The sequence below is a fragment of the uncultured Desulfovibrio sp. genome (genome assembly GCF_910584445.1).
Lineage (GTDB): Bacteria > Desulfobacterota > Desulfovibrionia > Desulfovibrionales > Desulfovibrionaceae > Desulfovibrio.
In genome coordinates this window covers 1-13,232 of sequence record NZ_CAJUBO010000006.1, presented here as the reverse complement: position 1 = coordinate 13,232, position 13,232 = coordinate 1, and the positions used below count along the sequence as shown (strand labels likewise).

The 13,232-nt window shown below is 67.6% G+C and carries 11 protein-coding genes; 7 read left to right on the top strand and 4 right to left on the bottom strand.

Going from position 1 to position 13,232, the window contains the following annotated elements:
• Positions 1-27: 27 nt before the first annotated feature.
• The 3 genes from QZ294_RS03990 to hslU form a co-directional block, all read right to left on the bottom strand.
• Positions 28-2,706, bottom strand: a complete 2,679-nt coding sequence (locus QZ294_RS03990) for a pitrilysin family protein (protein WP_297047090.1) — start codon at positions 2,704-2,706, stop codon at positions 28-30.
• A 162-nt stretch (positions 2,707-2,868) separates the two neighbouring features.
• Positions 2,869-4,260, bottom strand: a complete 1,392-nt coding sequence (locus QZ294_RS03985) for a metallophosphoesterase (RefSeq protein ID WP_297047088.1) — start codon at positions 4,258-4,260, stop codon at positions 2,869-2,871.
• A 59-nt stretch (positions 4,261-4,319) separates the two neighbouring features.
• The gene (gene hslU, locus QZ294_RS03980) at positions 4,320-5,633 is read right to left on the bottom strand and encodes an ATP-dependent protease ATPase subunit HslU (RefSeq protein ID WP_297047086.1); all 1,314 of its coding nucleotides are present in this window, start codon (positions 5,631-5,633) and stop codon (positions 4,320-4,322) included.
• Positions 5,634-5,865: 232 nt separating this feature from the next.
• On the opposite strand from hslU, the gene QZ294_RS03975 reads away from it, so the two are divergent.
• Complete coding sequence (locus QZ294_RS03975) at positions 5,866-6,105, top strand: hypothetical protein (protein ID WP_297047084.1); 240 nt, start codon at positions 5,866-5,868, stop codon at positions 6,103-6,105.
• A 27-nt stretch (positions 6,106-6,132) separates the two neighbouring features.
• On the opposite strand, the gene QZ294_RS03970 is transcribed toward QZ294_RS03975, so the two are convergent.
• Positions 6,133-6,546 (bottom strand): thioesterase family protein, encoded by a 414-nt coding sequence (locus tag QZ294_RS03970; protein ID WP_297047082.1) that lies wholly within the window; start codon positions 6,544-6,546, stop codon positions 6,133-6,135.
• Positions 6,547-6,585: 39 nt separating this feature from the next.
• Here QZ294_RS03970 and QZ294_RS03965 point away from each other — a divergent pair, with 39 nt between their 5' ends.
• From QZ294_RS03965 to QZ294_RS03940, 6 genes are all read left to right on the top strand, one after another.
• Positions 6,586-7,704: an MltA domain-containing protein gene (locus QZ294_RS03965; protein ID WP_297047081.1), complete on the top strand. Its 1,119-nt coding sequence runs from the start codon at positions 6,586-6,588 to the stop codon at positions 7,702-7,704.
• A gap of 44 nt (positions 7,705-7,748) precedes the next feature.
• Entirely contained in the window at positions 7,749-9,335 is a 1,587-nt protein-coding gene (locus QZ294_RS03960) for a helicase HerA-like domain-containing protein (protein ID WP_297047080.1), read from the top strand.
• Between the two features lie 171 nt (positions 9,336-9,506).
• The gene (locus QZ294_RS03955) at positions 9,507-9,929 is read left to right on the top strand and encodes a hypothetical protein (protein ID WP_297047079.1); all 423 of its coding nucleotides are present in this window, start codon (positions 9,507-9,509) and stop codon (positions 9,927-9,929) included.
• Positions 9,930-10,048: 119 nt separating this feature from the next.
• Positions 10,049-10,465, top strand: a complete 417-nt coding sequence (locus tag QZ294_RS03950; protein WP_297047078.1) for an aspartate 1-decarboxylase — start codon at positions 10,049-10,051, stop codon at positions 10,463-10,465.
• Positions 10,466-10,624: 159 nt separating this feature from the next.
• A complete protein-coding gene (locus tag QZ294_RS03945; RefSeq protein WP_297047076.1) occupies positions 10,625-11,794 on the top strand; it encodes a glycosyltransferase family 4 protein in 1,170 nt (389 codons plus the stop codon).
• Positions 11,791-13,140 carry a sugar transferase gene (locus tag QZ294_RS03940; protein WP_297047074.1) on the top strand — a complete coding sequence of 450 codons (1,350 nt, stop codon included), beginning with the start codon at positions 11,791-11,793 and terminating at the stop codon, positions 13,138-13,140. The genes QZ294_RS03945 and QZ294_RS03940 overlap by 4 nt, the downstream gene beginning before the upstream one ends.
• Positions 13,141-13,232: the final 92 nt, after the last annotated feature.

Genomic DNA, 13,232 nt, shown 5'->3' with positions numbered 1-13,232 from the left:
CGCGGGACGCCACCGGACGGACCCCCCTCAGGGGAGCAGGGTCACATCATAGGCATCGTTCGGGAGAAGGTATTTGCGGGCCACGGCGCGCACCTCTTCGGCGCTCAGGGCCGCGGCCCTGTCCAGCAGGGCTTTCTGAAAGTCCGGCGGGTAGTGGAGCAGGGCGTCCGTGGCCGCCTCCCCCGCGCGGGCGGCGAGGCTCTGGCGGTCGCGCAGGTATTCGCCCAGAAGGCGGCTGGACCCGGCGCGGAGGGTCGCCTCCGGCAGGGGCTTTTCACGGATGCCGGCGATGACCTCCGCAAAGCCCTTGCGGGCCTGTTCCAGCTTGTCGGGCGTGGTGCCGATGTACAAGGCCATGAACGCCGCCTCAGGCATGTTGCGGTTGAAGGCCGTCACCGTGTAGCCCAGGCCCTGCTCGTCCCGCAGCCGGGTGAACAAAAGCCCGCTCTGCCCTGAAAGCACGGATTGCAGGAGCAGGAGCGCCGGGGCGTCGGGATGGGTGAGCGGCACGGTGGGGAAGATCTGGAGCAGGTGCGCCTGATTCCGGCCGGCCAGGGTCAGGGCGAGGCGCTTGTCCGCGTTCCAGCGCGGCGTGGGGACCGCCACGGGCGCCGCATCGGGCGCGGGCAGGCTTTTGGCGAAGGCGATGACGGCCTCGCGGTCGAACGTCCCGGCCACGGAGAGCACCCAGGGCTGGGCGCTCTGGCGCTTCCAGAAGGCGCGCACGGCGGACTCGTCATAGCCCGCGAGCAGCTCCGGCGTGCCCAGGCTGTCGTAGCCGTAGGGCTGCCCGCCGGGGAAGAGGAACGGGCTTACCCGCGCGAACATGTAGGCGAGTGGCCTGTCCGCGCGCTGGCGGATGGCGGACTGCATGTTCTCCACCTCGCGCGCCAGTTCCCGGCGTTCAAAGCGCGGCCTGGCGAGCATGTCGCGGAGAAGGGCGAAGTAGTCGGCATTGAAGCGCGAGGGACCTGTCAGGGCGATGCCGAAACTCTGCAAGCCCGCCGAGGCTCCCGCTGAAGCCGCCCGCTCGGCGAGCCAGCGCTCCATGCCCTGGGCGTCCAGATCGGCGCAGCCGTCCGCGAGCAGGCGCGCGGTCAGGTCCGCGAGGCCCTGCTGTTGCGGGGAAAGCAGGGCGTTGCCCCCGGTGAAGAGCAGATCCAGCGACACATAGGGCACGGTCGCGTCCGGGATGAGGATGAGCGTGCGGCCGTTCCCGAGTTCCACCGTCTCGCGGGCGGCGGTGTTCCCCTCACGGGGTCCGGGCGCAGCCACGCCTTGCGGGGCGGTGTTCCAGTTCGCGCGCAGGGTCGTTTCCAGCCGCGCCGCAAGGTCCGGGTCCGCGCCTTCCGGCGCCAGCGCCCGCACCCGCGCCCTGGCCGGGTCGAACCACAGGCCGATGGCGTTTTGCAGTTGCGCGCTGTCCACATTGCGCTGGGTGAAGCGCAGGTTGCGCTCCGCCTGTTCGCCGCCAAGGTCGAACTGGATGGTCCCCTTCCAGGCGGCAAGGCCGTTGAGCGTCTCCCCGGCGCGGTCCATGCCGTCCTCAAGGTTGAACTTGGCGCGCGCCACGGCCTCGGGCGTGAACTCGCCCGCGGAAAGCCGGGCGAGGTCACGGGTCAGCTCGTTCCAGAAGGTCTCCACCTTGTCGGCGTCCAGCTGGGCGGTGATGGTGAGCAGCCCGGCGCGGGCAAGACTCATGTTGTCCACGCTGATGCTGTCCACCAGCCGGCGCTCGTACTTGTATTTGCGATACAGGGCGGATGTGCCGTCGCCCCCGAGCAGGTAACAGAGGACATCCAGATCCACGGAGCGCAGATCGCGCAGCCCCGGCGCGGGAAACGCGATGCCGAGATAGACCTTGTTCCAGGGGCCGCGCGCGACCTCGACCCGCGCGCCCCCGGGAGCGGCCGCCAGGTCCAGCGGCGGGGGCACGGCGAGGTCGGAACTGTTGCGCAGGCCGCCGAACAGGGCCTGGGCGTGGGCGAGCACGGCTTCAGGCTCGATATCGCCCGCCACGAGGAGCATCATGTTGTCCGGCTGGTACCAGCGGTCCACATAGGCGCGGAGATCCCCGGCGGTGATGGACCGGATGGTGTCGGCATAGCCGATGATGGGCCGTCCGTAGGGCGTGTTCGAGAGCGCGGCCGTCTGGAGGTTCTCGTACAGCTTGCGCTGGGGAGAATCCTCACCCCGTTGCAGCTCGGAAATGACGACGTTTTTTTCCGCCTCCAGCTCGGCCGGGTCCAGGGTGGCCTGAAACGCCATTTCCCTGACCACCTCCATGCCCACGCGCCAGTGGCGGGCGGGCATGTCGGTGAGGTACCAGGTCTTGTCGAAGCTCGTGGCCGCGTTGAGGTAGCCGCCGAGCGCCTCCACATCGCGGGCGATCTGGCCCTTGGGGCGATGGTCGGTCCCCTTGAAGACCATGTGCTCCAGCACATGGCTGATGCCCGCGTGTTGCGGCTCCTCATTGGCGGAGCCTGTGCGGACATAGAGGCGCGTGCAGACGAGGGGGAAGCGGGCGTCCCTGAGGATATAGACAAGGAGTCCGTTGGGCAGGCGCGTGAGGATGCTGGCCTGCCGGACAGGAGAGACCGCCTGCGCTGCGGTCGAAACAGGCATGGCGGTGTCCTTGGCGAAAAGGGGCGCACCGGGGACAAGCAGGAAGATCGCGAGGAAAAGGCGGAGGACGAGATGGCGCATGGACGCTCCTGGATGCATGGCGGCAGGCGCGGACATTCCCGCGCGGACGGGCTTTGGGCGCGTGCCGTCTGAAGGTTGCATGGACACGGCGGCCGCCGCGCGACCGCCAGAAATCATGAAAGCATTTTGCTGAGGAAAATATCCGCAGGACAGAGATCTTCCTCAGGTTTCGCTGCCGTCCTTTCCCCGCAGAGCGGGACAAGCGGCGGAAAAGCGTGGTTTTCCGCCGTAGTCCGGCGCGGCGTCCGCTCCCGCATCCGCCGGACGTTTCCGCGATTTTCGTGCGAAAACGTTCTGGTCCCGGCCCGAAGGCATGGCAAGACCGGGGGCGGCTTCCGAAACGCGGCCCGCACGCAGGGTGAAAACGGCAATTTCCGAGGGGGTGGCGATGCGGATGGGGAAGCCGCCCCACAATCCCGCGCCGGGGCTGACATAGAGCGGCATGCCTTCCACCTCGTACCAGCCGCGCAGAAAGCCGTTGTTGAAGGTGCTCACCAGTTCCCGCAGGCCCGGCGCCTGGCCGCCGTGGGTGTGGCCGGAAAGCTGGAGATCCACGCCCTGGCGCGAGCTGCGCGGCGCCATGCCCGGCCGGTGTTCCAGAAGGATGCGGGGGGCGGTTTCGGGCGCTCCGGCAAGGGCGGCTTCCAGATCCGGACCCGGCAGCCCGAAGGTTTCGGCCACGGGGTCGGTCACGCCCGCCACGACCAGCTCCCGGCCGTTGACGGCAAGCGTGCTGTGGCCGTTGAGGAGCATATGCAGGCCAAGCTCCCGGAAGACCTCCACCCAGGCGGCATATCCGCTGTAATATTCGTGATTGCCCACGCAGGCGAGGACGCCGAGGGGCGCCGCCAGCCGCCGCAGCTCCGCGGCGCATTCCTTCCGCGCCCGGGGCGGGCCGTCCACCATGTCACCGGTGAGGACGATGAGGTCCGGCCGTTGCGCGTTTGTCAGGTCCACCACCGCGGCCACCCAGTCGCGCCGCAGCAGGGAACTCATGTGCAGATCGCTGATCTGGGCCACGCGCAGGCCATCCAGTTCGGGGGGCAGACGACGCACCGCGACTTCGTGCCCGCGAACGGCGGGCACGGCCACAGCCTCGCCCACGCCCCAGGCCGTGGGGCCAAGGACGGCGGCCCCCAGGGCGATGCGTTCCGCCGGGGCCGCGAGGAGAAGGCCGCCGCAGCCTGCCCTGAGCAGTCGCCGCCGCGAAGGGGATGTCGGGAGCGGAGCGGCGGCGGGCCGGGCTGCCCGCGCCCTGAAGCGGCGTGTCATGGCGCGGCCGGCGGCGCGCAGGAGACGCAGAAGATCCCGCAGGAGCACAAGGACGAACAGCAGAAGCGAGGACGCGAACAGCCAGCCCTGAAGCATGAGCAGCCAGGGCGGCAGGTCGGGAGCGGCCAGGTCGCCCAGGAGGAAGCGGTTGATGGCGAATGCCTGGGTGATAACGAGGAGCAGCAGGGCGCAGCCGATCTTGGCGCCCGCGCCGAGCCGCGCGGGCAGCACAAGGCGCGCGAGCAGGTAGAAAAAGGGGACGAGCGGCCAGAGAAAGAACATGCGGCTCCTTGGGATGATCGTCGCGCTCCGGTCCGCGGGCGTCCGGGCGGCGCGGGATGCTAGAGGATATAGCGGCTCAGGTCCTGATCGTCGCGCACGTCGCGCAGGTGTTCGCTCACATAGGCCCTGTCCACGATGATCTCCGCGCCTGCCATTTCCGGGGCGGCAAAGGAAATGTCCGCCAGGATCTTTTCCATGATGGTGTAGAGGCGCCGCGCGCCGATATTTTCCGCGCGGGCATTGGTCTCCTCGGCGAAGGCGGCGATCTCTTCAAGCCCGTCGGGCATGAAGCGGAGCGCCACGCGCTCGGTGCCGAGCAGGGCCTCGTACTGCTTGACAAGAGCGTTGTGCGGCTCGGTGAGGATGCGGAGGAACTCCTCCCTGCCCAGGGGCTGAAGCTCCGCGCGCAGGGGAAAGCGGCCCTGGAGTTCGGGGATCATGTCCGAGGGCTTGCTGAAATGGAAGGCGCCCGCCGCGATGAAAAGGATATGGTCCGTCCTCACCATGCCGTGCTTGGTGTTGACCACGCTCCCTTCCACAATGGGGAGCAGGTCGCGCTGGACGCCCTCGCGCGAGATGTCCGAGGTGCGGTTTTGCGAGGAGCTGGCGATCTTGTCGATCTCGTCGATGAAGATGATGCCGCTCTGTTCCACGCGTTCGCGGGCCTTTTCCGTCAGGGCCTCCTGATCCACGAGCCTGGCGGATTCCTCCTGGACGAGGATGGCGAACGCCGCCCTGAGCTTGAGTTTTCTGCGGCTGCGTTTGGGCGGGAAGGCCTTGCTGAACATGTCCCTGACCTGACCGCCCATCTGCTCCATGCCGGGAATGGCAAAGATGTCGATGCCCTTGCCACCCTGTTCGGCGACTTCCATCTCCACCTCGCGCTCGTCCAGAAAGCCGAGGCGGAACTGCTGCAGGAGTTTTTCGCGGGTGGAGCCGCGCTCCTCCTGGCCGAAGGAATGCGGCAGGAGCAGGTCCATGAGCCGCGATTCGGCGGCGGCTTCCGCCGCGGCGCGCACGCGGGCGTTCTCCTCCTCGCGCACGAGGTTGATGCCGATCTCCATGAGGTCGCGCACCATGGATTCCACATCGCGGCCCACATAGCCCACCTCGGTGAACTTGGTGGCCTCCACCTTGAGGAACGGCGCCCCGGAAAGACGCGCCAGGCGCCGCGCGATCTCGGTCTTGCCCACGCCCGTTGGTCCCATCATGATGATGTTCTTGGGCGCGATCTCGTCGCGCAGCTCGGGCGCAAGGTTCTGTCTGCGCCAGCGGTTGCGCATGGCAACGGCCACCATGCGCTTGGCCTGTTCCTGGCCGATGACGAACTTGTCCAGTTCCGCCACGATCTCGCGGGGCGTCAATGCGCTCATTGGCTGCTCCTTTGGCTGGCGCCCGGGCAGGCTGTTGCGCCGGGCTGCTGTTGAAATAGGCACGTTCCGGCCGATGGCAATGCCCGCGCGGCCGGGCGGCGCAAAATACCGGCGCCGCGGACGGCGGGAGCAGCTTGCGGGACGCGGAGTTTCCGGCTTAACATGCGCCATGCCCCGTTCGCCCCTGGAGATGACGACATATCCGGACCCTGCGGCTGTGAGGGAAGTTGCCGTGAGCGCCCCGTTCCTGCCGTGGCTCGCTCCGGCCTGCATCCTTGCCGGCGCGGCCGTGCAGCTTGCCGCGCTGGCCCTGTGCCGGGCGGACGGCAAAAATCTCACGGCGCGGCGCGCCCTGGCCTGCGCCGCGGGGGCGCTCCTTGTGTTCGCGGGCGCGGCCCTGGACAGGGACGTGACCGTGGGCGTGGGGCAGGCGCTGGCCTGCGTCGGCATATGGTTCGCGTGGCGCGGCTGATCCCCGGTTCCCGGACGGGGGCGCCGTTCAGGCGTCGCCCAGGCGGCGGAACCAGTCCGGCATGCGGACCGGGCGCCCGGCGGGGTCCGCCAGGGCGTGCTGGGTCATGCCCTCGGCGAGCAGGCGCGTCTTGTCCTCGTTCCACATCTCATATACAAATCGCAGAGAGGCCCGCCCCCATTCGCTGATGCCCGCGTGCACCAGGACGATCTCGTCATAGCGGGCCGGCGAGCGGTAGCGGCACCGGGCCTCGCGCACCGGAAGGATGATGCCCCGCTTTTCCACATCGGCGTAGCTCATGCCGCGCTCACGGATGAAGGCGCTGCGGGCGCGTTCAAAGATGTGCAGGTATTCGGCGTAGTAGAGCACGCCCATGCAGTCCGTTTCACCGTAGGACACACGATGGGGAAACCAGGTTTCCGGAGTGGGAAAATCATGCATGGTTCGTTTCCTTGCGGAGCTGCGCCCGGCCGGCGGAACGTGGCCGGGCGGATCGTGACCGCCGGGCTGGTCGTGGTGTTCTGCATGGCGTTGGCGGCCTGCGCGCACAAGACGGCGCAGCCGCCCGCGCGTCCCTCGGGTCCGCCCGTGGCCGCCGGGGAGAGCGTCGGGGTTTTCCTGGCCCATCTGGCCCCCGCCAATCAGGAGCTTTCGGGCTGGAAGGACATGGCGCCTACCGTGCGAAAGTCTCTGCGCTATGTCAACTCGAAGCCGCGGACGGCGACGGCCATCCGGCGCCCCGGGCTGGAGGTGACCTGGGGGGAGCTTGCGCGCACGCTCACGCGCCTTCAGGAACTGCTGCCCCGGCTGGATGCCGAGCCGGGCCTGCTGGCGGAGAATTTCCTCTGGGTGCCGGTGCCCGGGGGGATCGACTATTCCGGCTATTACGAGCCGCGCGTGGCCGCGAGCCGGACGCGCAAGCCGGGCTATGAGCAGCCCATCTATGCCGTGCCGCCGGACCTGGCCCGGGTGCGCGCGCGGCGCGGCCGCTACCACGACCGGCGCACCATCGAGGAAAAGCAGGTGCTTGCCGGGCGCGGGCTGGAACTGGCCTGGGCGGCGGACCCCGTGGATGTCTTTTTTCTGGAGATCCAGGGTTCGGGCAAACTCGTCTTTGACGACGGCACCGAGTCCTATGTCAACTATGCGGGCCAGAACGGCCATAAATACAAGAGTTCCGGCCGCATCATGCGCGAAAAGGGCCTGCTCGAACGCGGGGACATTTTTGAGCAGCGCGAGTGGTTCCGCAACAACCCCGGCCGGGTGCGGGAGATCCTCAACGAAAACCCGAGCTACGTCTTTTTCAGATACGGGGGCCGCGGTCCCACGGGCGCCATGGGCCATACCGTGGATGACTGGCTTTCCCTTGCCACGGATCGCGCCTATATTCCCCTTGGCTCGGTGGTGGCCTACGGCGTGAACATCCCCGATGCGTCCGCCGGCTCCGTGCCCCTGCGCGGCATCGGCTTCGCGCAGGATGTGGGCGGCGCCATCAGGCGCAACCGCATCGACATTTTCTGCGGCGGCGGGGAACGGGCCAACTATGTTGCCAGCCATCTGGACGCCCATGGCCCGGCCTGGGTGCTGCTGGCCCGCTGAGGATGAGAAACGGCGGCCGCCCCCGGCGGCCGGGGAGGACCAGCATGCTGGACAAGGATCATAACGCGCTCGTTGCCATGGCCGGAGACCGGGAACTCTGCATCCTGCCGGCCATGGGCAACCGCCACGGACTCATCACCGGCGCCACGGGCACCGGCAAGACCGTGACCCTGCAAAGTCTCGCCGAGACCTTCAGCGCCCTGGGCGTGCCGGTCTTCATGGCCGACGTCAAGGGCGACCTTTCCGGTCTCGCCAGGGCCGGCGGCACGGGCAAGGCGGCGGAACGGGCGGCCCTGCTCCACCTGGAGGCGCTCGGCTACGCGCCCCGGGCCTTCCCCGTCTGCTTCTGGGACGTGTTCGGCAAGAACGGGCACCCCCTGCGTACCACGGTGAGCGAAATGGGACCGCTCCTGCTCGGGCGGCTGCTCAACCTCAACGAGGTGCAGGCGGGCGTCCTGCAGCTGGCCTTCCGCATCGCCGACGATGCCGGGCTGCTCCTGCTCGACATGAAGGACCTGCGGAGCATGATCCGGCATGTGGGCGAGGAGCGCGACGCCTACAAGACCAGCTACGGCCAGATCTCCACGGCCAGCGTGGGCGCCATCCAGCGGGCGCTGTTGCGCCTGGAGGAGGAGGGCGGCGACGCGTTCTTCGGCGAGCCGGCGCTGGACGTCATGGACCTGCTCCAGACCGATGCCGACGGGCGCGGCATCATCAGCATCCTGTCGGCGGAATCCCTGATGAACGCGCCGGGCCTGTATTCCTGCGTCCTGCTCTGGCTGCTTTCCGAACTTTTCGAGAACCTCCCCGAAGCGGGCGACAGGGACAAGCCGCGCCTGGTCTTTTTCTTCGACGAGGCGCACCTGCTCTTTGACGGCATCTCGCCGGCCCTGCTCCAGAAGATCGAACAGGTGACGCGGCTCATCCGCTCGCGCGGCGTGGGCATCTATTTTGTGAGCCAGAACCCGGCCGATATTCCCGACAGTGTCCTCGGCCAGCTCGGCAACCGTGTCCAGCATGCCCTGCGGGCCTTCACGCCCAAAGAGCAGAAGGCCGTGCGCGCGGCGGCGCAGGCCTTTCGCGCCAATCCCGCCTTTTCCACGGAAGAGTCCATCGGCCAGCTGGGCGTGGGCGAGGCGCTGGTCTCGTTTCTGGACGACCGGGGCGCGCCCGCCATGGTGGAACGGGCGCTCATCGTGCCGCCGGAAAGCCAGGTCGGCCCGGTGAGCGCGGAAGAGCGCGCGGCGGTCATGCGCCGTTCGCTGGTGGCCGGGGTCTATGACAAGACGGTGGACCGGGAATCGGCGTATGAGATCCTGGAGGCCAGGGCGCGGGAACGCCAGGCCGCCGAAGCCGCCGAAGCGCAGCGCGCGGACGCCGCCAGGGCCGCCGAGGCCGCCGAGCGCGAACGCGCGCGGCAGGAGGCCGCGCTCCGCAAGGCCGAGGCCGAGTCCCGGCGCCGTGAAGCGGCGGAGCGCAAGGCGCGGAAGGATTCGGGCGTGGATATGGGCGATATTTTCGGCTCCGTGGTCAGGCAGACCACGCGCACGGTCACCACCACCGTGGGCCGCGAGATCGGCAAGACGCTCCTGCGCGGGCTTCTGGGCGGTCTGTTCGGCGGCAGGCGCTGAGGCGCGCGGGTCCCCGCTGCCGCGCGCCGGCGGACGCCGGAGGGGAAAACCTCTAGATTGTGTCTTGAATAATTCTCCAATGTGGTGTAGGGCATGGCAATACCGCATGGCACAGCGCATGGCACGGGGCGACAGCCCGGCCGGTCGGGCTGAAATGCAACGGGGGCATCCATGCCGCAGGTCGCAGCACGCATCAATGACGATCAGGAACGCTGGCTCAAGGACTATTTCCGCACCAAGAGCGCCGGCGCGGAATTCATCCTGCCCTGGGCGGTGGACACCTTTTTCCGGGCCATCACGGGCATCAAGCAGATCTTCAGCGCTTCCGAGCTCAAGACCATTGTGGACGCCCACAAGGACATGAAGCTCATGCCGGACAATACGCGCCTGTCCTACCTGCTGCTCCGCGTGTCGGATGCCTGCGAGATGAACGGCATCCACATGCGCCACGGCGCGAGCAAGTCCAGCCTGGAGTCCAAACTCAAAAGTCTGGATGACACGCAGGCCACGGCGCTCATGGTCTGGGCGTCCGCCTTCTGGGTGAGCCGCAACTGCTCCGCGGAAAGCCTGGACGACTATATCAAGGCCTACTAGGCGGCCACTGGGCCTCGGCCGCGCGCCTCCGGCGAAAGCGGCACATCATCGATCGGGAACCGCCGCGAAAGCGGCGTTTTTTCATGGCGCCACGGGCCGCCATGCAGGCAGGGACCGCAATGCTCAAGATCCTACGCGCCAAATTCCACGGCATCCGTGTGACCGCCAGCGACCTCGACTATCACGGCTCCATCACGCTCGACCCGGAGCAGTGCGCCCTGGCGGGGATCTGTCCGCTGGAGTTTGTGGAGATCTGGAACAAGAATTCGGGCCAGCGGCTCTCCACCTATGTCATCTACGGAGAGCCAGGCTCGCGCTGCTGCGTGCTCAACGGGGCCGCCGCGCGCACCTGCCAGAAGGGCGACGAACTCATCATCTGCGCGGTGGAATATGTGGCGGATGCCCGGGAACTGGCGACCCGGCGCCCCGTGGTCCTCTGTTTCGGGGCGGACAACACGGTGACGGAGCGCCTGCGCTATGAAGTGGGCGACGCCGGGGCGGCGGGCATGACATTCGCCGTGCGCCCGGAACGCTGACGCGTTCCTGGCCGCGCGGGGACTCCCTGCCGCTCTGTGCCCATGTCAGCCCTCTCCGGTTCTCTGCCGGCGTGCCCTTTTCAGCGCCCGCGCCCGGTGCTATAGAGGGGACGCGGGGCGGTCCCGGGCATGGGCCGCCGCGTTGCTGACGAGGCATGCATGAAGATCCTCATCCTGAGCAATCAGTCCCGCTCCATGGCGAATTTCTGGAGCGTCCTCATCCGCCATATGCGCGCGGCGGGCCATGAGGTGACGTGTTGCGCGCCGCCGGGCGATGCCGCCGCCGAGGCCGCGCTCCACGCGCTGGGGGCGGCGTTCCTTCCGTATCCGCTGGACCGCAAGGGCCTGGACCCGCTCCGCGATGCCGGGAGCTTTTGGGCGCTCGTGCGGCTGTTCCGCGTGCAGCGGCCCGATCTGCTTTTCGCCACCACCATCAAGCCGGTCATCTATGGCTGCCTGGCGGCGCGCGTGGCCGGCGTGCCCCGCGTCTACGCCACCATCACCGGCCTGGGCTACGCCTTTGAGGCGGACACGCTATTCAAGAAGTGCGTCAACAGGCTCGGCGTCTTTCTTTATCGGCATGCCCTGCGCCGCGCGAACGGCGTCTTTTTCCAGAATCAGGACGATATCCGGGTGTTCCGGGAGCAGGGCATTCTGGGTCCGGACGCCCGTGTGCTCACCGCGCGCGGCACCGGGGTGGACACGGCGCGTTTTGCGCCGGAACCGTTCCCGCCGCTGCCGCCCGCGGGTCCGGTCGTCTTTCTTCTGGTGGGGCGTCTTCTGGAGGCCAAGGGCATTGCCGAATATGCCGAGGCCGGGCGTCTGCTGCGCGCCATGGGCGCCGGTTGCCGTCTCCAGTTGCTTGGCCCGCCGGAGACGGGGCTTGGCGGGGTGGATCTGGCGCAGGTTCGCCGCTGGGAAGCCGAAGGCCTGCTGGAATATCTTGGAGAAACGCGGGACGTGCGGCCCTTCCTTGCCGCCTGCCATGTGCTGGTCCTGCCCTCGTGGCGCGAAGGAACGCCCACCTCCGTCATGGAGGCCATGAGCATGGGCCGCCCCGCCGTGGTGACGGATGTGCCGGGCTGCCGCGAAGTTGTGCGCAATGGCGTCAACGGCCTTTTGACGCCCGCGCGCGACCCCGAGGCCCTGGCCGGCGCAATGGCGCATTTTGTCAGGGAACCCGGTGACATCGCGCGCATGGGCGCGGCCGGGCGCAAACTGGCGCTTGAGGAATTCGATGCCGAGGCGGTGGCCGCCCGCATCCTGCGGGACATGGGCGTGCCCGGCGCGGCGGAGGATATCCTGGAAGAGAAAGGGGAACGACCGTGATCAGCGCATACCGCAAGGCGTTGCTGCAGACCCTGGACATTTTCTGCCTGCTTCTGGCGCTCACGGTGTCCGGCGTGACCACCATCGCGCCGGATCTGAGCGTTTTTCATGACTATACTGGCGCGTCACTGTTCACGGTCTTTTTTTACATGCTGTTCTTCTACATCCTTGACGCCTACAGCGTGGCGCAGGAGGATTTTCGGGAGACCACGGGGCGCGTCCTCGTGGCCTGCTGCCTGGGCATCATTTCCTCGGCAACGGCGTCCTATGCCTTCGACCACTGGCGTTTCGACCGCGAGACCCTGCTCCTGCTGTTCACGCTCTCGCTCCTCTTCTGCCTGGGCTGGCGCTGGCTCTATTATCTGAATGCCGACAAGGTGACGCACCCCCTGCGTGTCCTGCTGGTGGGCGTGGACAGGGCGGGCAAGGTCCGCCAGCTTCTGGCCGAGGGCCTGCCCAAGGCCAGGATCATCGGCTATGTGGGCGAGCCTGACCAGGGACCGGAAGCGGGGGAATACCTCGGGCCTCCGTTCCAGGCACTCTCCGTCGCCAGGGAGAAAGGCGCCACCATGATCGTCCTGCTGCCGGATGCGCCGCTGGACGACGACATCGCCCATGAACTGCTCGAGGCCAAGCTGCGCGGCAGCATGGTGGTGGACATCCGCTCCTTTTACGAGCATGTGGTGCAGCGGCTGCCGCTCTCGCAGATCAACGACGAATGGCTCCTTCAGACCGAGGGCTTCTCTCTCAACACGCGCGGCTCCCTGCGGCGGCTCAAGCGCGCGCTGGATGTCGGCATTTCGCTGGTCCTGCTGCTCCTGACCCTGCCCATCATGCTGCTCACGGCGCTCATCGTGCGCCTGGAGTCACCCGGCCCGGTCATTTACCGGCAGGATCGCGTGGGCCTGCATGAAAAGGAATTCACCGTTTACAAGTTCCGCTCCATGCGGTCGGATGCGGAAAAGAACGGCGCTGTCTGGGCGCAGGCCAACGACGCCCGCGTGACGCGCTTCGGCAGATTCATCCGCAAGGTGCGTATCGACGAGCTGCCCCAGCTCTGGAACGTGCTCAAGGGCGACATGAGCTTCATCGGGCCGCGCCCGGAGCGCATGGCCTTCGTGCGCGAACTCAGGAAGAGCATCCCCTATTACAGTCTGCGCCATACGGTGAAGCCGGGCCTGACGGGCTGGGCGCAGGTCTGCTATCCCTACGGCGCCTCGGAGGAGGACGCGCGCCGCAAGCTGGAGTACGACCTGTATTATATCAAGAATATGTCCGTCCTGCTCGATATCCACATCCTTTTCAAAACCGTGGGCGTGGTGCTCTTTCCCAAGGGGGCGCGCTAGGGTCTGGACCTATTATGTGACTGCTGGCCTGGGCTGCGGCAGCTTGTGCAATGCCACAATCATCCGTCAAAAACAGCCTTTTTTGCGCTGTC

Bases quoted from the DNA above. Each gene is read 5' to 3' on its own strand.
- QZ294_RS03990 (WP_297047090.1), bottom strand. From the start codon at position 2,706: ATGCGCCATCTCGTCCTCCGCCTTTTCCTCGCGATCTTCCTGCTTGTC.
- QZ294_RS03985 (WP_297047088.1), bottom strand. From the start codon at position 4,260: ATGTTCTTTCTCTGGCCGCTCGTCCCCTTTTTCTACCTGCTCGCGCGC.
- hslU (WP_297047086.1), bottom strand. From the start codon at position 5,633: ATGAGCGCATTGACGCCCCGCGAGATCGTGGCGGAACTGGACAAGTTC.
- QZ294_RS03970 (WP_297047082.1), bottom strand. From the start codon at position 6,546: ATGCATGATTTTCCCACTCCGGAAACCTGGTTTCCCCATCGTGTGTCC.
- QZ294_RS03960 (WP_297047080.1), top strand. From the start codon at position 7,749: ATGCTGGACAAGGATCATAACGCGCTCGTTGCCATGGCCGGAGACCGG.
- QZ294_RS03955 (WP_297047079.1), top strand. From the start codon at position 9,507: ATGCCGCAGGTCGCAGCACGCATCAATGACGATCAGGAACGCTGGCTC.
- QZ294_RS03950 (WP_297047078.1), top strand. From the start codon at position 10,049: ATGCTCAAGATCCTACGCGCCAAATTCCACGGCATCCGTGTGACCGCC.
- QZ294_RS03945 (WP_297047076.1), top strand. From the start codon at position 10,625: ATGAAGATCCTCATCCTGAGCAATCAGTCCCGCTCCATGGCGAATTTC.